This window comes from Streptomyces sp. NPDC104367, assembly GCF_055583825.1.
Map to the genome: position 1 here is coordinate 445,804 of NZ_JBVJND010000002.1, position 21,787 is coordinate 467,590.

The 21,787-nt window shown below is 70.1% G+C and carries 20 protein-coding genes and 1 riboswitch; of the genes, 4 read left to right on the top strand and 16 right to left on the bottom strand.

The genetic code is table 11. The features are described 5' to 3' along the window. Positions 1-50 precede the first annotated feature (50 nt). Positions 51-1,193: a glycosyltransferase family 4 protein gene (locus ACZ619_RS04865; RefSeq protein ID WP_469594149.1), complete on the bottom strand. Its 1,143-nt coding sequence runs from the start codon at positions 1,191-1,193 to the stop codon at positions 51-53. 135 nt (positions 1,194-1,328) lie between these two features. Here ACZ619_RS04865 and ACZ619_RS04870 point away from each other — a divergent pair, with 135 nt between their 5' ends. After that, the gene (locus tag ACZ619_RS04870) at positions 1,329-2,549 is read left to right on the top strand and encodes a glycosyltransferase 87 family protein (protein ID WP_469594151.1); all 1,221 of its coding nucleotides are present in this window, start codon (positions 1,329-1,331) and stop codon (positions 2,547-2,549) included. 13 nt (positions 2,550-2,562) lie between these two features. Here ACZ619_RS04870 and ACZ619_RS04875 read toward each other — a convergent pair whose 3' ends face one another. The 5 genes from ACZ619_RS04875 to ACZ619_RS04895 all read right to left on the bottom strand — a co-directional run bounded on the left by ACZ619_RS04875 (position 2,563) and on the right by ACZ619_RS04895 (position 7,935). Then, the gene (locus ACZ619_RS04875) at positions 2,563-3,759 is read right to left on the bottom strand and encodes a hypothetical protein (RefSeq protein ID WP_469594153.1); all 1,197 of its coding nucleotides are present in this window, start codon (positions 3,757-3,759) and stop codon (positions 2,563-2,565) included. Positions 3,760-3,789: 30 nt separating this feature from the next. Beyond that, complete coding sequence (locus ACZ619_RS04880; protein ID WP_469594155.1) at positions 3,790-4,803, bottom strand: C40 family peptidase; 1,014 nt, start codon at positions 4,801-4,803, stop codon at positions 3,790-3,792. A gap of 262 nt (positions 4,804-5,065) precedes the next feature. Next, positions 5,066-6,100, bottom strand: coding sequence for a C40 family peptidase (locus ACZ619_RS04885; protein WP_469594157.1), 1,035 nt, complete (start codon positions 6,098-6,100; stop codon positions 5,066-5,068). 212 nt (positions 6,101-6,312) lie between these two features. After that, a complete protein-coding gene (locus ACZ619_RS04890) occupies positions 6,313-7,656 on the bottom strand; it encodes an NYN domain-containing protein (protein ID WP_469594159.1) in 1,344 nt (447 codons plus the stop codon). A gap of 39 nt (positions 7,657-7,695) precedes the next feature. Beyond that, complete coding sequence (locus ACZ619_RS04895; RefSeq protein WP_009309707.1) at positions 7,696-7,935, bottom strand: hypothetical protein; 240 nt, start codon at positions 7,933-7,935, stop codon at positions 7,696-7,698. A 153-nt stretch (positions 7,936-8,088) separates the two neighbouring features. Here ACZ619_RS04895 and ACZ619_RS04900 point away from each other — a divergent pair, with 153 nt between their 5' ends. Both ACZ619_RS04900 and ACZ619_RS04905 read left to right on the top strand, forming a co-directional pair. Continuing rightward, a complete protein-coding gene (locus ACZ619_RS04900; protein WP_469594162.1) occupies positions 8,089-8,832 on the top strand; it encodes a rhomboid family intramembrane serine protease in 744 nt (247 codons plus the stop codon). Beyond that, positions 8,829-9,110, top strand: coding sequence for an Lrp/AsnC family transcriptional regulator (locus tag ACZ619_RS04905; protein WP_469594165.1), 282 nt, complete (start codon positions 8,829-8,831; stop codon positions 9,108-9,110). Before ACZ619_RS04900 ends, ACZ619_RS04905 begins: the two co-directional genes overlap by 4 nt. A gap of 163 nt (positions 9,111-9,273) precedes the next feature. Here the strand turns inward: ACZ619_RS04905 and ACZ619_RS04910 are convergent, their stop codons facing one another. The 6 genes from ACZ619_RS04910 to ctaE form a co-directional block, all read right to left on the bottom strand. Beyond that, a complete protein-coding gene (locus tag ACZ619_RS04910) occupies positions 9,274-10,635 on the bottom strand; it encodes an aminotransferase class V-fold PLP-dependent enzyme (RefSeq protein WP_469594167.1) in 1,362 nt (453 codons plus the stop codon). Positions 10,636-10,797: 162 nt separating this feature from the next. Next, a riboswitch (SAM riboswitch) is annotated at positions 10,798-10,914 on the bottom strand. Positions 10,915-11,020: 106 nt separating this feature from the next. After that, a complete protein-coding gene (gene trpD / locus ACZ619_RS04915) occupies positions 11,021-12,085 on the bottom strand; it encodes an anthranilate phosphoribosyltransferase (RefSeq protein ID WP_469594169.1) in 1,065 nt (354 codons plus the stop codon). A 132-nt stretch (positions 12,086-12,217) separates the two neighbouring features. Then, positions 12,218-13,855, bottom strand: coding sequence for a cytochrome bc1 complex cytochrome b subunit (gene qcrB, locus ACZ619_RS04920; RefSeq protein WP_469594172.1), 1,638 nt, complete (start codon positions 13,853-13,855; stop codon positions 12,218-12,220). Next, the gene (qcrA, locus tag ACZ619_RS04925) at positions 13,852-14,925 is read right to left on the bottom strand and encodes a cytochrome bc1 complex Rieske iron-sulfur subunit (protein WP_469594174.1); all 1,074 of its coding nucleotides are present in this window, start codon (positions 14,923-14,925) and stop codon (positions 13,852-13,854) included. The genes qcrB and qcrA overlap by 4 nt, the downstream gene beginning before the upstream one ends. After that, entirely contained in the window at positions 14,922-15,734 is an 813-nt protein-coding gene (gene qcrC, locus ACZ619_RS04930) for a cytochrome bc1 complex diheme cytochrome c subunit (protein ID WP_469594175.1), read from the bottom strand. Before qcrC ends, qcrA begins: the two co-directional genes overlap by 4 nt. 77 nt (positions 15,735-15,811) lie before the next feature. Further along, positions 15,812-16,432 (bottom strand): aa3-type cytochrome oxidase subunit III, encoded by a 621-nt coding sequence (gene ctaE, locus ACZ619_RS04935; protein ID WP_469594177.1) that lies wholly within the window; start codon positions 16,430-16,432, stop codon positions 15,812-15,814. A 178-nt stretch (positions 16,433-16,610) separates the two neighbouring features. Here ctaE and ACZ619_RS04940 point away from each other — a divergent pair, with 178 nt between their 5' ends. Continuing rightward, a complete protein-coding gene (locus ACZ619_RS04940) occupies positions 16,611-17,012 on the top strand; it encodes a response regulator (RefSeq protein WP_469594179.1) in 402 nt (133 codons plus the stop codon). A gap of 41 nt (positions 17,013-17,053) precedes the next feature. Here ACZ619_RS04940 and ACZ619_RS04945 read toward each other — a convergent pair whose 3' ends face one another. The 4 genes from ACZ619_RS04945 to ctaC all read right to left on the bottom strand — a co-directional run bounded on the left by ACZ619_RS04945 (position 17,054) and on the right by ctaC (position 21,552). Further along, positions 17,054-18,316, bottom strand: a complete 1,263-nt coding sequence (locus ACZ619_RS04945; RefSeq protein ID WP_469594182.1) for a L,D-transpeptidase — start codon at positions 18,314-18,316, stop codon at positions 17,054-17,056. Positions 18,317-18,467: 151 nt separating this feature from the next. After that, a complete protein-coding gene (locus ACZ619_RS04950; protein WP_469594184.1) occupies positions 18,468-18,866 on the bottom strand; it encodes a cytochrome c oxidase subunit 4 in 399 nt (132 codons plus the stop codon). Beyond that, positions 18,863-20,596 carry an aa3-type cytochrome oxidase subunit I gene (gene ctaD / locus ACZ619_RS04955; RefSeq protein WP_469594187.1) on the bottom strand — a complete coding sequence of 578 codons (1,734 nt, stop codon included), beginning with the start codon at positions 20,594-20,596 and terminating at the stop codon, positions 18,863-18,865. Before ctaD ends, ACZ619_RS04950 begins: the two co-directional genes overlap by 4 nt. Continuing rightward, a complete protein-coding gene (gene ctaC, locus ACZ619_RS04960; RefSeq protein ID WP_469594190.1) occupies positions 20,593-21,552 on the bottom strand; it encodes an aa3-type cytochrome oxidase subunit II in 960 nt (319 codons plus the stop codon). Before ctaC ends, ctaD begins: the two co-directional genes overlap by 4 nt. Positions 21,553-21,787: the final 235 nt, after the last annotated feature.

Sequence of the window (21,787 nt, forward strand, 5' to 3'; positions counted from 1 at the left end):
TTCCGCCTAGAGGCGCGGCGCTCTTTGCCGCACCCCCTTGGAACAGACTTTTACAACAGCTCCTCCAGCCGCTCCGCCAGCAGGTCCCACCGCCACCGCTCCTCGACCCAGGACCGCCCCCGCTCCCCCATCCGCCGCCGCAGCTCCGGGTCCCCCAGCAGTACGGTGACGCGCTCGGCGGTCTCCTCCACCGACCCGCCGCGCACGACCCAGCCGGTCTCCCCGTCGAGCACCGCGTCGGGCGCGCCCCCGGAGTCCCCCGCCACCACCGGCAGTCCGGTGGCGGACGCCTCCAGGTACACGATCCCGAGCCCCTCCACGTCCAGCCCGCCCCGCCGGGTCCGGCAGGGCATGGCGAACACGTCCCCCGCCCCGTAGTGCGCGGGCAGCTCGGCCCACGGCACGGCGCCCGTGAACCGCACGGACGCCTCGACCCCGGTCTCCCGGGCCAGCCGCCGCAGCTCGCGCTCGTAGGGGCCGCCCCCCACGATCAGCAGCACCGCGTCCGGCTGGGCGGCCAGGATCAGCGGCATCGCGAGGATCAGCGTGTCCTGCCCCTTGCGCGGCACCAGCCGCGAGACGCACACGACCACCGGCCGGTCGCGCAGCCCCAGCCGCGCCCGGACCTCCTCGCCCCCGGAGCCGGGGTGGAAGGTCTTCTCGTCGACGCCCGGCGGCAGCTGCACCATCCGCCCCGCCGCCTCGGCGCTCAGCGCGGCCGCGATCCGGGAGCGCGTGTACTCGCCGAGGTAGGTGAGGGTGTCGGTGCTCTCGCCGATCCGCCCGAGCAGCTGCCGGGCGGCCGGCAGCTGGGCCCAGCCGGCCTCGTGGCCGTGCGTCGTGGCGACCAGCCGCCGCGCGCCGGCCCTGCGCAGCGCCGGCGCCATCAGCCCGAGCGGCGCCGCCGCCCCGAACCACACGGACGTGCACCCGTGCTCCCGCAGCAGCCGGACCGCGGTCCCGGTCGCGCCGGGTGTCGGCAGCAGCATCGTCGTACGGTCGCGTACGACGGTGAAGGGCTGCTCCGCGTCGAACTCGGCGGTGGCCCGGACGCCCTCCCGGCTCCGCTTCCAGGTGGACGCGTAGACGACGAGCCGTCCGGGGTCCAGCCGCAGGGCCATGTTGTGCAGAAAGGCCTGGATGCCGCCCGGCCGGGGCGGGAAGTCGTTCGTCACGATGAGGGTCTTGTGCATCGCCGCCGACCCTACCCGCACAGCGTGTTCGGCCGCGCTTCATGGCCTCCGCACAGGGCGGCGGGAGATCATGTGGCCCACTCGCACGGCGGCCGGCGGACACGACGGACAGGGGCTCAGGTGGACAGGACGGGCGTGAAGCGTGCCCTGGCGTTGCTGCTGGGCGGCTGGTGGATCACCCGTGTGGTCCTGCTGCTGTTCGTCCTGAAGGTGTTCGTCTTCCCGGGCGCGGACGTCACCAGCGACGTGTCGGTGATCTACCGGGGCTGGTACGAGGTGCTGCGCCACGGAACGTTTCCGCTGGACGACGTCACCTGGCAGTACCCGCCCGCGGCGGCCCTCGCGATCCTCTCCCCCGGGCTGCTGCCCTTCCTGGCCTATCCGACCGCCTTCTTCGTCCTGGCCTTCCTCGCCGACCTGGTCGTCCTGACCCTGCTCGTGTACACGGGCCTGCGCCCGGGCCGCTCCCTGCGCGGCGCCGCGGTCTGGGTGGCGGGCGTCCCGCTGCTCGGCCCGACGGTCTACTCCCGCTACGACGTGATGGTCACCGCCGTCGCCGTCGCCGCGGTGCTGGCCGGGGCCCGGCACCCCCGGATCATGGGCGCGCTGGCCGGGTTCGGCGCGATGGTCAAGGTGTGGCCGGCGCTGCTCCTCGTGGGTGCCCTGCGGCGGCGGGCCTGGGTGTCCGCCGCGGTCACCGCGGGCGCGGTCGGCGCCCTGTTCGCGGTGGCCATGCCCGGCGCGTTCTCCTTCCTGACCTTCCAGCGGGACCGGGGCACCGAGGTGGAGTCGCTCGGCGCGCTGGTCTTCCACATCGCCCGGCACCACGGCTGGAACGGCCAGGTGCTGCTGAACTACGGCTCGATCGAGTTCCTCGGCCCGGACGTGAAGGCGGTGAGCACGGCGGCCCTGCTGCTGACCGCGCTCGCGTTCGGCTGGCTGCTGCTGTGGCGGCTGTCCGCGACCCGCTCCCGGTCCCACACGCTGGCGGACGCCGCGTTCACCGCCGTGCTGATGTTCACGGTCACCAGCCGGGTGATCAGCCCCCAGTACATGGTGTGGCTGGTGGGCCTGGCCGCCGTCTGCCTGTGCTTCCGGGCCGGCCGGATGACCGGGCCGGCGGTGCTGGTCCTGCTGGCGGCCTTCGTGACGGTCCTGGAGTTCCCCGTCGGCTTCGAGCACGTCGTGGTGAGCGACGGGTACGGCGTCGCCCTGCTGGCCCTGCGCAACGGCCTGCTGGTCGCGGCCACGGTCTGGGCGGCCCGCCTGCTGTGGCGCTCCACGGTGCCCGACGACCCGGCCGCCCCGTCGCCGTCCCCCGCGACCCGCGCTAAGGAGCCCTCGGTCCCCTCCTGAGCCCGGGGCCGGTTCAGTCGCCCAGCTGGTTGCGCAGGTAGCGCCGCCACCGCTCGGTGAAGTCCGCGAGGGTCGTGCCGAGCTCCTTGCCGAGCACGTCCTCGACGGCGCCCGCCCGCTCCTTGTGGGCGCCGACGGCCCGGTAGAAGGCGCCGAGCCGCTCCTCGCCCCAGTGGGCGGCGATCATCCGGCAGGCCAGCCAGCCGCCCTCGTAGGCCTGGGCGAGCCTGGTGGGGTCGTCGGTGAAGCCGAAGTCCTTGTCGGCGGGCAGGTCCTCGGGGACGTCCCCGTCCTGGACGGCGCGGCCCAGCTCCGGGGCCGCCTCGGCGGGGGTGCGGCCGGTGCCGAGGTAGCCGATCCAGTCGGCGTAGCCCTCGGAGAGCCAGAGCGGGGTGGCGGCCGTGGTGCGGGTACGGGTGGCGACATGGGTGGTCTCGTGGGTGAGGACCACCTGGCGGCCGACCTGGCCGAGGACGGCGTAGGCCTCGGGGTTGAGGATGACCCGGTCCGCGGGGGTCGCCCCGGACCCGCCCGCCTCACCGGTGGTGACGGCGGCGATGCCCCGGTAGTCGGAGGCGGGGCCGCCGAGCAGGCCCGCCATGCCGTCCAGCGACTTCGGTACGAGGAGGACCACCCGGCGGGTCCAGTCGGTGCCCCAGGCCTTGGAGACCTCGGGGACGGCGGTGTCGGCGAGGCGGGCGTAGGCGCGCAGCGTGGCCGCGGACTGGCCGACGCCGAGGACGAGGCTGTGGGCGCTCCTGACGACCGTGACCGTGCCCTGGTCCCAGAGCTGCTGGCCGGTCTTCTTCGCGGGCCCGTCGTGGCTGACGTACCACCCGCCGTCGGCGGTGCGGTCGAGGGTGAGCGTGCGGTCGGTGGTGACCGGCGCCTTGTCGTAGCCCCGGATCCGGTACCGCAGCCGGGCGTCCGCGGTGGCCCCGGCGCCGTCCCGGTGCACGGCGGTCACCCGGTAGCTCCACTCGGCGAGCGGTACGGCGCGCAGGGCGGCGTAGGAGGCGCGGGTGCCGCTCTCGCCGTAGGCCCGCTCGTCGTGGCCGAGGACGGCGGCCGAGCGCAGGTCCAGGACCCGCTGCACCTCGGTCGTCACGGTCGGGGCCGAGGAGCCCGTTCCGCCGCATCCGGTCAGCGGCAGGAGCAGCAGACACAGCCCCACCGCTCCTGAGCGCCACGCCCGACGTCGACCAGCCACCTGCCGATCGTACGGGTCGGGGCCCGCCCGTCAGGGCCGGGTGACCGAGGAGACCGGCATCATCCCGACCGGGTCGTAGCGCACCGGGGCGCCCGGGTAGGGGGCGTGGATGACCTGGCCGTGGCCGACGTACATGGCCACATGGCTGGCGTCGGAGCGGTAGACGACCAGGTCACCGGGTTGCGCCTGGGAGAGCGGGACCTGGTGGCCGGCGTAGCGCTGCTCCTGCGAGGTGCGCGGGAGGTGGAGTCCGGCGTGCGCGTAGGACCACTGCATCAGGCCCGAGCAGTCGAAGCCGGAGGGGCCGCTGGCGCCCCAGACGTACGGTCTGCCGAGGGCGGAGCGGGCGGCGGCCAGGGCGGCCGCGGCGCGGGCGTCCGGGGGGACCACGCCGGAGAGGCCGGACAGGTCGGCGCGGCTGCCCCGGGAGGCGTGCTCGAAGGCGGCGCGGTCGGCGGCGGGCAGCGCGTCGAGCAGGCTCCGCGCCTTGGCGAGCTTCTTCTCCACGGTGGCCTTGTGGGAGGCGACCGCCTTGCGGCCGCGCTCCAGTTCGGAGAGTTTCCCGGCGGCCTCGGCGCGCTCCTGGGCGAGTTCGCGCAGCGCCGCCCGGAGTTCGTGCAGCTGTCCGGCCCGGCGGGCGTCGATCCGGTCGAGGAGGGAGGCCTTGGCGAGGTAGTCCTCGGGGTCGTCGGAGAAGAGCAGGGCGACGGTGGGGTCGATGCCGCCCGAGCGGTACTGGGCGCCGGCGAGCGAACCGAGCGCCTCCCGCATGGAGTTGACGCGCAGTTGCTGGCGGGCGATCAGGTCCTGGGCGTCGTTCACCTCGTGGCGCAGCGCGTCGGCCCGCTCGTCGGCCTTGTCGAAGGCCTGGGTCGCCTCCTCGGCCTGCTGGTACAGCCGGTCCAGTTCGGCGCGGGCGTCCCCGTGCGGGGCGGCGTCCGCCGGGGCGGCACCGAGTGCGGCGGCCGCGGCCGAGAGCACGCAGAGGGCGGCACCGGCGCCCCGGTCGAAGCCGGACGGTGCGAGACGGCGATGAAACCCCACGGCGGTCCTTCTGCTGGCGGACAGGTACCGCTTCGTCCGGCGCGGGGGACGGGGTGCCCCGGTGCCGGAGGAAACGCGCCAGACAGTAGCCGCGCGACCACACCCCGGCCAAAGACCTCGACGGCAACAGAGCGTGACGCCCCGCCGCTGGCGCAGGTCACCGGCGGGGCGTGGAGTCAGTTCCGGTCGCCGTGATTCGCCCGTTCGGGCGCCACGGCGAGTCGATCTTCGGCCGTACGGGTGTCGCCGTGACCGGAAGGGATCAGATCCGGACGCCGAACTCGAAGGTCATGTTGCCGATCGCCTCGTAGCGCACGACGGCGCCGGTGTGCGGGGCGTGCAGCACCTGGCCGTTGCCCGCGTAGAGGCCGACGTGGTGGTAGTCGCCGTAGAAGATGACGAGGTCGCCGACCTTGAGGTCGCTCTGGCTGTAGATCCGGGTGCCGGCGTTGGCCTGGGCCTCGGAGGTGCGCGGGATGGTGACGCCGGCCTGGGCGTAGGCCCAGGAGGTCAGACCCGAGCAGTCGAAGGAGGAGGGGCCGGAGGCGCCGTAGACGTACGGCGAGCCGATCACGGACTGGGCGGCGGCGAAGGCGGCGGCGGCCCGGCTGGAGGCGGACCCGGTGCTGCCGAGGCTGACCCGCGAGGAGGCGCGGCTGGCGGCCTGGGCCTGCTCGGCGTCGAGTGCCGCCTTCTCCTTGGCCGTCAGGGTGTTGAGCAGCTTCTGCGCGTCGGCGAGCTTGCTCTGGACGGCGCTCTTCTGCTTGGCCAGCTCGGTGCGGGTGGCGGAGAGGTCCTTGAGCTTGTCGGTGGCCTCCGCCCGCTCCTGGGCGAGTTCGCGCTGCTTGTCCTGGATCTTCTTGAGGGCCTCGACCTGCTGGCTGCTCAACTGGTCGAGCGTGGAGGCCTTGTCGAGGTAGTCGTCCGGGTCGGACGAGAGGAAGAGCTGGACCGACGGGTCGATGCCGCCGGAGCGGTACTGCGCGGTGGCCATCGTGCCGAGGCTGTCCCGCAGCTTGTTGAGCTCCTCCTGGCCACGAGCCACGTTGTCCTGGATCGTGGATATTTCCTTCTGCAGCTTCTGCTGCTTGTCCTTGGCCCCGTCGAGCTTCTCGGTGGCCTGCTCGGCCTCCTCGTAGAGCTTGTCGACCTTTGCCTTGACCTCGTCCTTGGTCAGCTTCTCGCTGGGCGCCGCGTTGGCGGCGTTGGCACTCAGGACGACGGCAGCGGCGGCTGCGGTGGTCAGCACGGTCACGCGTGCGCGACTCGGCTGCTTGGGTCGACGATGGGACGCCACGGAGACGGGCTCCTTCTTTTGAGTGATCACCCGTGTGGAGGTTCGAGGCCTGACCCTAGTGACCTACTTGTGATCAGTTCAAATCCCAACAGTCAAAATTCTGGTCACGCAACGCACTCTTTGCACATAACTCACGTGCCGTAATGCTCGATTGACACTACGTCGCGTGACGGTTCGGTCGAATTCGGGCATTAACCATGCACGTCGAACGTTCAGGACAGTCGCTTCAGAAGCATCGCAGAAGCGACCGGTCGGGCACCCGCCCGCGCCACCCCGTCGGCGACCTCACGGTCGGTCGAGGCGACGATCACCGGGCGGCCCGGCGGCTCGGCACGCACCAGCTGGCGGATCAACTCGTCCGCCGTGACACCGGGCTTGGAGAAGAGGACCCGGACCCCGCGCGGCGGGGCGAGCAGCACCGGCGCGGCCAGTTCGGCGCCGTCGAAGACGCAGGTGACCTCCGCGCCGGTCTGCGCGGCGAGCTGGGAGAGCTGGCCGAGCAGCCGCAGCCGCTGCTTCTCCAGCGGCATCTGCGGATAGCCCGTCTTGGTCACGTTGTAGCCGTCGACGACCAGGTGCGCCTGCGGCAGGGCGAGCAACTGGTCGAGGACGGCCGGGTCGTGCTCGGACAGCGCGCGGGCCGCGATGTCCTTCGGGGTCATCCGCCCCGGCTCCACCGCGTCCACGGTGTCGGCGGGACGCGTCGACGCCGGCGGCAGCGCCAGTTCGCGGCGCAGCCCCTGGGCCGACTCCAGGACCGTGTCGAGCAGCAGCCGCAGCCGCATGTCCTCGACGCTGCGCCCCTCCCGGGCGGCCCGGCGGCTGGCCTCCAGCGCGGCCTCGACCTCGCCGAGCCGCGCCTTGAGCCGCCGGCTCTCGCTCTCCGCGGTGGACACCTGGGCCTGCGCGTCGGCCCGTGCGGCCTCCGCCTCGGTGTGGATCTTGCGCAGGGCGGCCTCGCCCCGCTTGACGTCGCTGAGGGCGGCCCTCAGCTTGCGGTGAAGCGATTCCGCTTCCTTCTTGGCCGCGTCCAGCTCGGCGCGCAGCCGCTCGGTCTCGGAGCGGGTCTGCTCCCGGGCCCGGTCGAGTTCCTCGCGCAGCCGCTCCAGCTCGGCCCGGCTCTCCTCGTCGGCGCGCTCGGCGTCGGCCCGCTGGGCCTCCTCGCCGGCGGCCGTCACGAGCTTCACCCAGCCGGCGGGGCGCAGTACGTAGGCCGCGGCCGCCACGTCGAGCGGGTCCGCGGCCGGGGGCGGGGAGCCGGAGTCGAGGGCGCCGGCCAGTTCCGGCTGGGCCTCTCTCAGCTTCTCCCCGATCCGCTGCCGGAAGAGGGTGTCCGTCTCCAGCGCGGCCGCCATGGCGTTCCCGGCGAACTTGGCCCGCCGGTTCGGCGCGAACCGGGCGTACTGCCGCAGCTGCGCGGGCAGCTCGGCGACCGTCAGACCGCCGAAGCCGTCCGACACGATCTGCACGACCCGCCGCCGCACGCCGTCGGGCAACGGACGGTCAAGCACCTCGGCGGTGCCGTCGCCCGGCCCCCCGCCTGTGGTCTCCACCATCCGTCACACCCCATCACCTGTTGGGGCCGCCTCCCGGTCTCAGGAGTCGGCACCCGGCCTGTCCACGAGTTCCACCTGGTCCACCGCGTTGCACCAGCGGCAGCGCACCGACTCGATGGTCTCACTGACCACCTCGCGCTCCTCGACCTTGGGCTCACCGGCCAGGTCGAGGTGCACGTACTCGACGACCTTCGACGAGCGGGTCACGTCGAAGCGCGTGAGGTTGCCGCAGAGGGTGCAGCGCCACCGCGTCGTGGCGGTCGGCAGGGGAACCGTCATCGTGGCTTGTTCGCTTCCTTCTAGTGTCCGTGACGCGCCGTGCCGACGCGTGTGGCTCGTAACCCTACGGCCTGCCGGGCCGTGGACGCCGCCCCGTCCACGGCGGCGAGGCGATCTGCACCGGTGCGTCCGGTTACGCCATGCTCTGTGTTCATGATCGGCAACTGGAACACGACGGCCGTCCGGACCCTGCGCGGCGCGAGGGGCACGTCCGCGCCCATGACGTACACGCTGATCGCCGTGTGCTGCCTGATCTTCGTGCTCGGCCCGTCGTCCGGCTTCACCCCGTCCTACGGCACCGGGGAGGCACTGGCGGCGGCCCAGCGGGCGTACTTCCGGCGCTGGGGGGTGGTCCCCGGCGACCTGTTCGGCGGCCCGGCGCGGGAGGTGCTGACCCCGGCCACGGCGCTGTTCATCCACGGCAGCTGGGTGCACCTGCTCGGCAACATGCTCTTCCTCTTCGTCTTCGGGGCGATGACCGAGGAGCGGATGGGCCGTGCCGAGTTCACCCTCTTCTACCTCGGCTGCGGCTGTCTCGCGCTGCTCGGCTACGCGGCCGCCAACGCCACGTCCCAGCAGTCGCTGGTAGGGGCGTCCGGGGCGATCTCGGCGGTCCTCGGAGCGTTCCTCTACCTGTTCCCCAGCGCCCGCGTGACCAGTCTTCTCCCGTTCCTCTTCTTCCTGCCCCTGCGCTTCCCGGCCTGGGTGGTGCTCCCCTTCTGGGCGGCCCTGCAGTGGCTGGCCCTGGACGGGGCCCCGGCCGGCCCCGGCGTGGCCTACCTCGCCCACCTGGTCGGATTCGGGCTGGGCTTCGGCTACGCGTGGGTGCGCTACGGCCGTGGCACTAAAGTGAGAGCCACTCCAGCTCCAGCCCCCGAGGGAGAGAACCAGCCGTGATCACCGCGATCGTCCTCATCAAGACCAGCGTGGACCGGATCCCCGAGATCGCGGAACGGATCGCCGCGCTGGAGAGCGTCAGCGAGGTCTTCTCCGTCACCGGCACGTACGACCTGATCGCCATGGTCCGCGTCCGCAGGCACGAGGACCTGGCCGAGGTCATCCCCGGCTCCATCAGCAAGATCCCGGGCGTGGAGGCGACGGACACGCACGTCGCGTTCCGCACGTACTCCCAGCACGACCTGGAGGCGGCCTTCGCGATCGGCCTGGACAACTAGCCCGGTACTTTCCGGGCGTCCGACCGCGACGCGCCCCGTCAGGGGCGCGGGGAACTGCGCGACCAGCCCCCACCGGCCCGCAGCCGGGCACGAAGCACCGCGATCCCCTGGGTGTCCGTCGTGGCCGGCCGCGCAGTTGCCCGCGCCCCTGACGGGGCGCTGATCACACCGCCGGGACGCAGCGGCCTTCCTCCGTACGGTACGACCACTTGGCGCCGTCGGTCACCAGTTCCCGGACCGCCGTCACGAAGCGCTCCACATGCTCGTCCGGCGTACCGGCGCCGAAGCTCACCCGGATGGCGTTGAGGGACTTCTCGCCCGGCGCCGCCTCCGGCGCCCCGCACTCGCCCTGGGTCTGCGGGTCGGAGCCGAGCAGCGTCCTGACCAGCGGGTGGGCGCAGAAGAGGCCGTCGCGGACGCCGATGCCGTACTCCGCGGAGAGGGCCGCGGCGAAGTGCGAGCTGTTCCAGCCGTCCACCACGAAGCTGATCACGCCGACGCGGGGGGCGTCGTCGCCGAAGAGGGAGAGGACCCGGACCTCCGGGACCTCGGCCAGCCCCGCCCGCACCTTGTCGATGAGGTGCCGCTCACGGGCGACCAGCGTGTCGAAACCGGCCTCGGTGAGCGCCTTGCAGGCGGAGGCGATGGAGTAGGCGCCGATCACGTTGGGCGACCCGGCCTCGTGCCGCGCGGCGCTCTCGTGCCACTCCACGGCCACTCCCCCGTCCTCGCGCCTGGCGACCTTGCGGCTGGCGCCGCCGCCCGCGAGGTACGGCTCGGCCGCCTGGAGCCAGTCGGCGCGGCCGGCCAGGACACCGGCGCCGAAGGGGGCGTAGAGCTTGTGGCCGGAGAAGGCGACCCAGTCGACGTCGAGGTCGCGGACGGAGACCGGGTGGTGCGGAGCCAGCTGGGCCGCGTCCAGGACGATCCGGGCGCCGTGCGCGTGCGCGGCGGCGGCCAGCTCGCGCACCGGCCACAGCTCGCCGGTGACGTTGGAGGCGCCGGTGACGCAGACCAGGGCCGGGCCGTGGGGGTCACGGTCGGCCAGCGCGCGCTCCAGGGTCGCCACGGCCTGCCGCGGGGTGCGCGGGGCGTTGAGGTAGGTGACCCGGGCGTCCTGCCAGGGCAGCAGGGAGGCGTGGTGCTCGGTCTCGAAGACGAAGACCTGGCAGTCGGCGGGGAGGGCGCGGGCCAGGAGGTTCAGGGAATCGGTCGTCGAGCGGGTGAAGATCAGCTGGTCGTCGGGGCGGCAGTCCAGGAACTCGGTGACGGTCCGGCGGGCGTTCTCGAAGAGGTCCGTGGAGAGCTGGGAGAGGTAGCCGGCGCCGCGGTGGACGCTGCCGTAGTAGGGCGCGTAGGCCGCGACGTCGTCCCAGACCCGCTGGAGCGCGGGGGCGCTGGCCGCGTAGTCGAGGGCCGCGTAGGCGACCTCGCCGCCGGTGACGAGCGGGACGGTGACATCCCGGCCCAGAACGGGCAGCGGGGCACAGACGGACCGGGCGGAGGCAGCGGTGGAGACGGACATGGCGAAGCTCCTGTGAGGGTGAGCGGAACCGCCGCGCCGGACGGTACGTCGACGGCGCGGGGAAAGTGAAAGGGGTACGCGGAGGCGGGGCTCTACGCCCTATCGCATTCGCTTGCTCACAGAAGGCTCCCTCGTACGACCAGGACCCCTGGTGTTTCGAGGGGTCCGCGCTTGCCGCAGACCTCGCTGCCTACGGCCTGGTCTTCACCCGGGGCACCCCGCCACGGACGGAGGGTTGCCGGACAGTCGGCCGGGGCCTCATGACTGTCACTCATGACCTGAAAAGAAAAGTAGGTGAAGTGATCGCCGATGCGCAACTTCTGTCCGGATGACGGGACGAGGGCAGGTCCCGCGGAGTCCGGCGGGGCCGGACTCCGCGACGCCCCTACTTGTTCGTCGCCGCCGCCCAGCGCTCCAGCGCGCGCTTGGCCGCCCCGGAGTCGATGGACTCGGCCGCCTTGTCCATGCCCGCCCGCAGCTGCTCGGCGAGCGTGCCCGGGCCCGGCTCCAGGGCCGCCAGGGCCGCCGCCGAGTTCAGCAGCACCGCGTCCCGCACCGGGCCCCGCTCGCCGTCCAGGAGGCGCCGGGCGACCTCCGCGTTGTACGACGGGTCGCCGCCGCGCAGCGCCTCCAGGGGAACCGGCTCGATGCCGACCTCGCGCGGGTCGAAGGTCTCCTCCGTGACCTTGCCGTCGCGCACGATCCAGACGTGGGACGTGCCGGTCGTCGTCAGCTCGTCGAGGCCGTCGTCGCCGCGGAAGACCAGGGAGGAGTGGCCGCGCTCGGCGAAGACGCCCGCGACCACCGGGGCCATCCGGGGGTCCGCCACGCCGACCGCCTGGGCGCGCACCCGCGCCGGGTTGGTCAGCGGGCCGAGGATGTTGAACACCGTGCGGATGCCCAACTGGCCGCGCGCGGCGCCCGCGTGACGCAGCGCCGGGTGGAACTTGACGGCGAAGCAGAAGGTGATCCCGGCCTCCTCGGCGACCTCGGCGACCCGCCGCGGGGTCAGGTCGAGGTTGACGCCGAGCTTCTCCAGGACGTCCGAGGCGCCGGACGCGGAGGAGGCCGCGCGGTTGCCGTGCTTGACGACCTTCGCTCCGGTGCCGGCCACCACCAGCGCCGACATGGTCGAGATGTTCACCGTCTTCGCGCCGTCGCCGCCGGTGCCGACGATGTCGACGGTGCGGCCCGGCACCTCGATGACGTTCGCGTGCTCGTACATCGTGCGGACGAGCCCGTTGATCTCCTCGACCGTCTCGCCCTTGGCCCTGAGGGCGACGACGAAACCGGCGATCTGGGCGTCGGTGGCCTGGCCGCGCATGATCTGGTCCATCGCCCAGGCCGTCGCGTCGGCGCTCTGGTCCTGGCCGTACAGCAGCGCGTTCAGTACCCCGGGCCAGGAAAGGCCCGCCGCGGTGTCGCCTCCAGCGGGGGTCACAGCGCTCATAAGGCCGCTCCTGATCGTCGTACGGGGATGATGGTGTACGACCCCCACCTTATCCAGCCCCGGGCATGGCGAAGGGCCCCCGTCCGTACACCGGACGGGGGCCCTTCGACCGTGGCGTGGCGACGCCGTGGATCAGTGGTGGCCGTGGCCGCTCGTGATCTCCTTGTACTCCTCGACAGTCGGCTTCGGGATCTGGTTGTCCTCGCCGTAGTAGGCACCGCTCAGCTTCGCGCGGAGCTTCTCGGGCCCCTTGACCTTGCGCTCGACACCGTTCTCGTCGACCGCCGCACCGACCTGGGCCGGCTCGTACTGGTGGTGAGCCGTGAGGGTGTGCAGCTGCTCCTGCGAGAGCGGCTCGTGGATCTCGATGAACTCACCGTGCGGCAGGCGCTTGATGATGCCGGTCTCGCGACCGTGCAGCACCTTGTCCTTGTCCCGGCGCTGGAGGCCGAGGCAGATGCGCTTGGTGACGATGAACGCGATCACCGGTCCGGCGAAGAAGAAGATCCGGACGAACCAGGTCACGTCGTTGATCGACAGGTGGAAGTGGGTGGCGAAGAGGTCGTTGCCACCACCGACCAGGCCGATCATGTACACGGTCACCCAGGCGACACCGAAGGCGGTGCGGGTCGGGGCGTTGCGCGGGCGGTCCAGGATGTGGTGCTCGCTCTTGTCACCGGTGACCCAGGACTCGATGAACGGGTAGACCGCGATGACCGCGAGGACCAGACCGAACAGGACCAGCGGGATGAAGACGCCCAGGACCAGGGTGTGGCCCCAGAAGTTGATCTCCCAGCCCGGCATGTAGCGGATCAGACCCTCGGCGAAGCCCATGTACCAGTCGGGCTGGGCGCCGGTGGACACCTGGTCCGGACGGTAGGGGCCGATGGCCCAGACCGGGTTGATCTGGGTGGTCGCGGCGATGACCGCGATGACACCGAAGACCAGGAAGAAGAAGCCTCCGGCCTTGGCCATGTAGACCGGCAGCAGCGGCATGCCGACGACGTTCTTCTCGGACTTTCCGGGACCCGCGAACTGCGTGTGCTTGTGGTAGAAGACCAGGATCAGGTGGCCCACCATCAGGCCGAGCATGATGCCCGGCAGCAGCAGGATGTGGATCGAGTAGAACCGGGCCACGAAGTCGTGGCCGGGGAACTCGCCGCCGAAGAGGAAGAACGAGATGTACGTGCCGACGATCGGCATGGACAGGATCGCGCCCTCGGTGAAGCGCACACCGGTGCCGGAGAGCAGGTCGTCCGGGAGCGAGTAACCGGTGAAACCGGTGAACATGCCGAGGACGAACAGCAGGAAGCCGAACAGCCAGTTGATCTCACGCGGCTTGCGGAACGCGCCGGTGAAGAACACGCGCATCATGTGCACGAACATGCCGGCGAGGAAGATCAGCGCGGCCCAGTGGTGGATCTGCCGGATGAGCAGGCCACCGCGCACGTCGAAGGAGATGTGCAGGGTCGAGTTGAACGCCTCGGACATCAGCTGGCCCTGGAGCGGGACGTAGCTGCCGTGGTACTCCACCTCGTTCATCGACGGGTGGAAGAACAGCGTCAGGTACACACCCGTCAGGATGATGATGATGAAGCTGTACATGCACACTTCGCCGAGCATGAACGACCAGTGGTCGGGGAAGATCTTGCGCATGTTGGACTTGGCCAGGGAGTAGATCCCGAGCCGTCCGTCGGCCCAGTCGGCTACGCGCTCGCCGGCCGGTGCCTTCCCGCGTTCGCGGGACTCTGTGTTCTCTGAAGTGCTCATCCGCGCTCCCAGAATGCAGGACCGACGGGCTCCTCGAAGTCGCCGAGCGCCTGGAGGTAACCCTCCTCGCTCACGCCGATGCGCAGCTGCGGCAGGGCGTGACCGGCAGGACCGAAGATCACTCGGGCGCCGTCGGAGAGGTCGAAGGTGGACTGGTGGCACGGGCAGAGCACGTGGTGCGTCTGCTGCTCGTACAGCGAGATCGGGCAACCGACGTGGGTGCAGATCTTCGAGTAGGCGACGATGCCCTCGTGCGACCACTCGAGCTCGCGCTTGTCCTTGATGTTGTCCGGCTGGAGCCGGATGATCATCAGGGCCGCCTTGGCCATCTCGTTCTGGAACTCCTCGTCGGTCTCCTCCAGGCCCTCGGGCTTGGCGAAGGTCAGCGAGCCGACGGCCACGTCCGAGGGACGGAGCGGCTCGTTGGTGTTCATGTTGACGAGGAGCTTGCCCTTCGACCACGCCGTGTGGCGCAGCGAGTTGTGGGGCAGCGGGCCGAGGTCGCGCAGCAGCACGACACCGGAGAGCGGGACCAGGGTCAGCGCGCCGAACATCGTGTTGCGGATCAGCTTGCGCCGGCCGATCGCCGACTCCTTGGCACCCTGCTTGAAGTCGGCCAGAACCTTGGCCTTGACCTCCGGCGGGGCCGCGATCGCGTGCCGCTCGTCGGCGACCTCCACGTCGGACATCAGGGTGCGGGCCCAGTGGACCGCGCCCGCGCCGATGCAGAACAGCGCCGTACCGAGGGTCAGGCCCAGCGCGAAGTTCAGCGCGCTGATGTGACCGATCGGGAAGACGAAGATCGCCTTGTCCGGCGGGATCGTCACGTAGGAGGCGATGAAGCCGACCGTGGCGAGCATCGAGACCGTGAACAGCAGGGCCACGACGCGCTCGGACCGCTTGGCGGCCCGGTCGTCGATGTCCTGGATCCGGTGCTCGTGGGGCGGCAGACCCGGGTCCGCGAACGGGTTCTTCTCGTCCGCGACGCTCACGGCGCCGTGCGCGTGCTTCTCGTGTCCTGCGGACTGCTCAGCCGGCAGGCTCTCTTCTGGAATGTCTTGGCTACTCATGACTTCTTGGCCTTTGCGGTCCGAGCGGCGACCCAGACGGCGACCGCGATCAGCGCACCGAGACCGAAGATCCACGCGAACAGACCCTCGCTGACCGGCCCGAGGCCGCCCAGGTTGAGACCGCCGGGGTTCACCGTCTTGCTGCTGTTGACCGAGTCGAGGTACGCGATGATGTCCTTCTTGTTCTTCTCCGTCAGCGTGGTGTCGGGGAAGGACGGCATGTTCTGCGGGCCCGTCTGCATGGCCTCGTAGATGTGCTTCGGGTCGACATTCTCGAGGCTCGGCGCGAACTTGCCCTTGGTGAGGGCACCGCCGGCACCCACGAAGTTGTGGCACTGGGCGCAGTTCGTGCGGAAGAGCTCGCCGCCCGCGGCGATGTCGGCACCGTCGGCGCCGTACTGCTCCTTGGTCGGAACCTCGGGACCGGCGCCCAGCGAGGCGATGTACGCCGCGAGCTGGTCGATCTGGGCCTGGGTGTAGATGTTCTTCTTCTTGACGACCTGCGGGCCCTGCGAGGTGGCGGCCGGCATCCGGCCGGTGCCGACCTGGAAGTCGACGGCCGCGGCGCCCACGCCGACCAGGCTGGGGCCGTCGGACGAACCCTGACCGCCGGTGCCGTGGCAGCTGGCGCAGCCGACCGAGTAGAGCTTCTTGCCCTCCTCGATCGTCAGGGACTGGGACGTTTCATCGGCCTGCGCCTTGCCCGCGGGTGCGAACGCGGCGTACAGCCCCCCTGTGCATGCCAGCGCGAGGAGTAGGACGACGACCGCCGCCAACGGATGGCGTCGTCGTGCGGAGAGCTTTTTCACGGATTACCCCGGTGTCAGGATCTTCTGCGTCGATGCGTTCTGGTGGTGCGCTTCTACGGCGCGTGCAGCCGGCCCGGCTACTTGATCAGGTAGATCGTGGCGAAAAGGCCGATCCAGACGACGTCGACGAAGTGCCAGTAGTAGGACACGACGATGGCCGCGGTCGCCTGCTCGTGCGTGAACCTCTTCGCCGCGTAGGTGCGCCCCAGGACGAACAGGAAGGCGATGAGACCGCCCGTCACGTGCATGCCGTGGAAGCCGGTGGTCAGGTAGAACACCGAGCCGTACGGGTCGGAGGAGAGCGAGAGCCCGTCCTCCTTGACCAGCTCGGTGTACTCGTAGATCTGACCGCCGATGAAGATCGCACCCATGATGAAGGTGACGATGAACCAGCCCCGGAGCTTCTTCACGTCCCCGCGCTCGGCGGCGAACACGCCGAGCTGGCAGGTGAGGGAGGAGAGCACCAGGATCGTGGTGTTGGTCGCGGAGAACGGAAGGTTGAGATGGCTCGCCATCGCCTTCCAGTGATCCGGACCGGTCACCGATCGCAGGGTGAAGTACATCGCGAAGAGGGCCGCGAAGAACATCAGCTCGGAACTCAGCCAAATGATGGTTCCGACGCTGGTGAGGTTCGGCCGGTTGACCGACGGGTGCGCGTGCCCGGTTTCTACTGTCGTTGCTGTCGCCACGACCGACATTATGTCGGTCGCTTATCTCGCGCTCACTCCGGGGGGTGCCGTTCGGAGTGTCCGCAGCGTGTGGACTGCCCGGATGGCCCATCGAAGCGGTGTTCCAACAGGTGTTGACGAGGTGTTCATGGGAGTAGCATCCGGCCCATCGGTCCTGTCCGTACGACGCTGACGTCTCGGAGGAACAATGCAGCCGACCGCCACGGTGCTGGTCTACAGCGACGACTCCAACACCCGCGAGCAGGTACGGCTCGCCGCCGGCCGGCGGCCGGCTCCCGATGTGCCGCCGGTCGAGTTCGTGGAGTGCGCGACACCCGCGGCCGTCGTCACCGAGCTCGACAAGGGCGGGATCGACGTCTGCGTGTTCGACGGCGAGGCCGTGCCCATGGGGGGCATGGGGATGTGCCGCCAGATCAAGGACGAGGTCTTCTCGTGCCCGCCGGTGCTGCTGCTGATCGCACGGCCGCAGGACGCGTGGCTGGCCACGTGGAGCCGAGCTGACGCGGCTGTGACGCTGCCTGTGGAGCCGGTGGAGTTCGCGGCCGCCCTGGCGTCCCTGCTGCGCCAGAAGAGGCTGCAGAGCGCCTAGGGGGCGTGGGGCGCGGCGGCGCCGCGCCCCACCGGGGTGGTTCACAGTGCCGCTGGCTGCACCCTCGCCGCGTCCGCGGACTGCGGGGTGTCCTGGGTGCCGGCGGTCAGGGCGCTGCCCTTGCGCCAGTCCTGCCAGGTGAGGTTCCAGTCGCCGAAGCCGTTGCCGAAGCGCTCCATCTGCTCGCCGTTGGAGTTGACGACCTTCACCAGGTCGCCGGGGTGGAACGTGTCGTAGAACCACTCGGCGTTGGCGGTGTTCATGCCGGTGCAGCCGTGGCTGACGTTCTCGTAGCCCTGGGACCCCACGGACCAGGGCGCGGCGTGGACGTACTCACCCGACCAGGTGACCCTGGTGGCGTAGTAGACCGGCAGGTCGTACGAGTCCGAGGTGCCCTCGGCGATGCCGACGGTGGTACTGCGCATACGTACGAAGTACTGCTTCTCCAGGACGACCTTGACGCCGTTGCGGGTCTCGAAGCCGGGTTTGCCGGTGGTGACCGGGAGCTGGTTGATCACCTTGTCGTTCCGGTAGACGGTCATCTGGTGGGCGGCCGCGTCCGTGACGGCGAGGAGCTTGTCGCCGACGGTGAGCTTGAGGGGCTTGGCCGCGCCGCCCCACAGGCGGTCGCTGATCCGCACACCGTCCAGGTTGCTGTGCACCTGGACGGTGGCGTGGGCGGGCCAGTAGTCCTTGGGCCGGTAGTGGAGCTCCTTGTCGCTCACCCAGTACCAGGAGCCCTGCACGGCGGGGACGGAGTCGACCCGCAGGGCGCGCTCGACGACGGCACGCTGGGCCTTGTCCTTGATCTCCTGGTCGAGCTGGGCGGTGACGGGCTGGCCCACGCCGTACTCGCCCGCCTGCGGGCCGAAGGTGACCTTCAGCCGCTGCTTGGTGGTGGGCTGACGGGTGTCGAAGGCGAGGACCTTGCGGCCGGGGGCGCCGTCCTCGTCCTCGGTGCTGACCTGGACCGTGTAGTGGGCGTTGGCGGCCAGCGGGGAGGTGCTGTGCCAGCGGCTGCCGTCGGCGTCGAGTTCGCCCGCCACGTAGCGGCCGGTGGCGTCCTGGGCCGTGACGTCGGTGATGCGCTCGTCGTCACTCTTGGCGACGACCTCCAGGGGCTTGTCAGGGTCGGCCCGCTTGCCCGCCCCGGTGGGGGTGTTGAAGGAGATCTGGTCCGCCGCGTCGTACGGCTTGGCCGACAACGGGTTGTCGTCCGAGCCGCAGGCGGTGAGGCCCGCGCCGAGGGCTGTCACCAGCAGAGCGCAGCTGACGACGGTACGGGCGCACGGAGAGTGACTCATATGGTCACGCTATGAGACGTTTTCCGTACAAGCGCGTTAGGTAACCCGGACGAGGGACCGACACTGCGCCGAAGGCAGCAACGGACGGGGGAAAGCCGGAGCCCGGACCCTCCTGACGGTGGGTCCGGGCTCCGGGTGCGCTTCGGCGTGCCTACTGGGTGCGGTTCTCACCGCGGTAGTACTCGAACACCCAGCCGAAGAGGCCGATCATGATGATGGGCGCCGAGAAGTACAGCAGCCACCAGCCGACGGCGACACCGAGGAAGGCCAGCGCGCCACCGACACCGAGGGCGAGCGGCTGCCAGCTGTGCGGGCTGAAGAAGCCCAGCTCGCCGGCCTCGTCCGCGACGTCGGCCTCCTTGTCGTCCTGAGCACCGGCGTCCACCCGCGAGGCCGTGAAGCCCAGGTAGAAGCCGATCATGATGCACAGGCCGAAGGCCAGGAAGAGCGCCGTGGTACCGGCCGGCTCCTTCGACCACACGCCATAGACGATCGCCATGGCGAGGACGAAGACGCTCAGCCACACGAACATGCGGCCCTGGATCTTCACTTGCCGGCCTCCTTGCTGCCCGTGACAGCGGCGGCGGCGTGACCGTGCTCCAACTGCTCCAGGGCGGCGATCTCAGGGTGGTGCAGGTCGAACGCCGGGGATTCGCTGCGGATCCGCGGCAGGGTGAGGAAGTTGTGCCGCGGCGGCGGGCAGGAGGTCGCCCACTCCAGCGAACGGCCGTAGCCCCACGGGTCGTCGACCTCGACCTTCTTGCCGTACTTCGCCGTCTTCCAGACGTTGTAGAGGAACGGCAGGATCGACAGGCCGAGCAGGAAGGAGCTGATCGACGAGATCGTGTTCAGCGTGGTGAAGCCGTCGGCCGCGAGGTAGTCGGCGTAGCGACGCGGCATGCCCTCGGCGCCCAGCCAGTGCTGGACCAGGAAGGTGCCGTGGAAGCCGACGAACAGCGTCCAGAAGGTGATCTTGCCGAGCCGCTCGTCGAGCATCTTGCCCGTCATCTTCGGCCACCAGAAGTGGAAGCCGGAGAACATCGCGAAGACGACCGTGCCGAAGACCACGTAGTGGAAGTGGGCCACCACGAAGTACGAGTCGGAGACGTGGAAGTCCATCGGGGGCGAAGCCAGGATGACACCGGTCAGACCACCGAAGGTGAAGGTGATCAGGAAGCCGGTGGCCCAGAGCATCGGCGTCTCGAAGGACAGCGAGCCCTTCCACATGGTGCCGATCCAGTTGAAGAACTTCACACCGGTCGGGACCGCGATCAGGAAGGTCATGAACGAGAAGAACGGCAGCAGCACACCGCCGGTGACGTACATGTGGTGGGCCCACACCGTCACGGACAGACCGGCGATCGCGATGGTGGCCGCGATCAGACCCATGTAGCCGAACATCGGCTTGCGGGAGAAGACCGGGATGACCTCGGAGATGATGCCGAAGAACGGCAGCGCGATGATGTACACCTCTGGGTGGCCGAAGAACCAGAAGAGGTGTTGCCAGAGCAGTGCTCCGCCGTTGGCCGCGTCGAAGACGTGTGCCCCGAATTTCCGATCCGCCTCCAGCGCGAAGAGCGCGGCGGCGAGGACGGGGAAGGCGAGCAGGACCAGCACGGCGGTCAGCAGCACGTTCCACACGAAGATCGGCATGCGGAACATGGTCATGCCCGGCGCGCGCATGCAGATGATCGTGGTGATGAAGTTGACCGCACCGAGGATGGTGCCGAAGCCGGAGAAGGCCAGACCCATGATCCACATGTCGGCGCCGATGCCCGGCGAGCGGACCGCGTCCGACAGCGGGGAGTAGGCGAACCAGCCGAAGTCGGCCGCACCCTGCGGGGTGAGGAAGCCGCCGACGGCGATGGTCGAGCCGAACAGGTAGAGCCAGTAGGCGAACATGTTCAGCCGCGGGAAGGCGACGTCCGGGGCGCCGATCTGGAGCGGCATGATCCAGTTCGTGAAGCCGGCGAACAGCGGCGTCGCGAACATCAGCAGCATGATCGTGCCGTGCATCGTGAACGCCTGGTTGAACTGCTCGTTCGACATGATCTGCAGACCGGGGCGAGCGAGCTCGGCGCGCATGAGCAGCGCCATCACGCCGCCGATCAGGAAGAACGCGAACGACGTGACCAGATAGAGCGTGCCGATGGTCTTGTGGTCGGTGGTGGTGAGCCACTTGACGACCACGTTGCCGGGCTGCTTGCGCCTGACCGGCAGCTCGTCCTCGTACGAGGGTTCAGCTGCCGCGGCACCCTGAGGTTCGTTGAGGATGCTCACAGGTTGTTCGTCTCCCGGTTCTTCTCGTGGCTCGTCTGCGCGATGCCGGCGGGAATGTAACCGGTCTGCCCCTTCTTGGCGAGGTCCTTGAGGTGCTGCTGGTAACGCTCGGGCGAGACGACCTTCACGTTGAACAGCATCCGGGAGTGGTCGACGCCGCAGAGCTCGGCGCACTTGCCGAGGAAGGTGCCCTGCTGGTTCGGGGTCACCTGGAACGCGTTGGTGTGGCCCGGGATGACGTCCATCTTCATCAGGAACGGCACCACCCAGAAGGAGTGGATGACGTCACGCGAGGTGAGGACGAAGCGGACGGTCTCGCCCTCGGGGAGCCAGAGCGTCGGACCGGGGTTGCCGGTCTGCGGGTTCTTCGTGCCCGGCGTACCGACGTCGTAGACACCGCCGGCGGCGCTCTTGAAGTCCTTCTTGAACCGGTCCGGAATGGTGTCCAGGTTCTTGTCGGTCTTCGCGTCACCGGTGACGCCGTCGACGTTCTCGATGTAGTTGAAGCCCCAGCTCCACTGGAAGCCGACCACGTTGATGGTCACGTCGGGCTTCTTGTCGAGGCTGAGGAGCTTCGTCTCGTCGCGCGCGGTGAAGTAGAACAGCACCGAGACGATGATGAGCGGGACCACCGTGTACAGGGCCTCGATCGGCATGTTGTACCGGGTCTGCGCCGGTACCTCGATCTTGGTGCGGCTGCGCCGGTGGAAGATGGCGCTCCAGATGATCAGACCCCACACCAGCACGCCGACGGCGAGCGCGGCGGCCCAGGAGCCCTGCCACAGGGAGAGGATCCGCGGAGCCTCTTCCGTGGTCGGGGTGGGCATACCAAGGCGGGGGAAGTCCTTGTATGTGCAACCGGTAGCGGTCGCAAGGACCAGGCCCGCGGTCATTGCCTGCAGCAGCTTCCGCCGCATCGGGCGCCGCGGCGAGCGGTCGGAGCCGTTGGGACTCACGTAGCGCCTTCCCGAGAGTCTCGCCCGCGCGGTTCGGCTGCGGCCTTCTCGCTGGTCGGTCGCCGCCCTGCGTCGGGCAGGGGTTTGGATGTTTATGCGGACCAAACCCTAGCCGACGCGATTCGGGGGGTCGCGGGGAGGGGGGCATACGCGCCGCGGGTCACTCGGTAGGGGTGGGAATGGGCGCCCAATAGCTCGGGTTGTCGCGGTTTGCGTTGCGGGCGCGGGCGCGTTG

Bases quoted from the DNA above. Each gene is read 5' to 3' on its own strand.
- ACZ619_RS04900 (WP_469594162.1), top strand. From the start codon at position 8,089: ATGATCGGCAACTGGAACACGACGGCCGTCCGGACCCTGCGCGGCGCG.
- ACZ619_RS04895 (WP_009309707.1), bottom strand. From the start codon at position 7,935: ATGACGGTTCCCCTGCCGACCGCCACGACGCGGTGGCGCTGCACCCTC.
- ACZ619_RS04910 (WP_469594167.1), bottom strand. From the start codon at position 10,635: ATGTCCGTCTCCACCGCTGCCTCCGCCCGGTCCGTCTGTGCCCCGCTG.
- ACZ619_RS04865 (WP_469594149.1), bottom strand. From the start codon at position 1,193: ATGCACAAGACCCTCATCGTGACGAACGACTTCCCGCCCCGGCCGGGC.
- ctaE (WP_469594177.1), bottom strand. From the start codon at position 16,432: ATGTCGGTCGTGGCGACAGCAACGACAGTAGAAACCGGGCACGCGCAC.
- ACZ619_RS04945 (WP_469594182.1), bottom strand. From the start codon at position 18,316: ATGAGTCACTCTCCGTGCGCCCGTACCGTCGTCAGCTGCGCTCTGCTG.
- qcrA (WP_469594174.1), bottom strand. From the start codon at position 14,925: ATGAGTAGCCAAGACATTCCAGAAGAGAGCCTGCCGGCTGAGCAGTCC.
- ACZ619_RS04890 (WP_469594159.1), bottom strand. From the start codon at position 7,656: ATGGTGGAGACCACAGGCGGGGGGCCGGGCGACGGCACCGCCGAGGTG.
- trpD (WP_469594169.1), bottom strand. From the start codon at position 12,085: ATGAGCGCTGTGACCCCCGCTGGAGGCGACACCGCGGCGGGCCTTTCC.
- qcrB (WP_469594172.1), bottom strand. From the start codon at position 13,855: ATGAGCACTTCAGAGAACACAGAGTCCCGCGAACGCGGGAAGGCACCG.
- ACZ619_RS04940 (WP_469594179.1), top strand. From the start codon at position 16,611: ATGCAGCCGACCGCCACGGTGCTGGTCTACAGCGACGACTCCAACACC.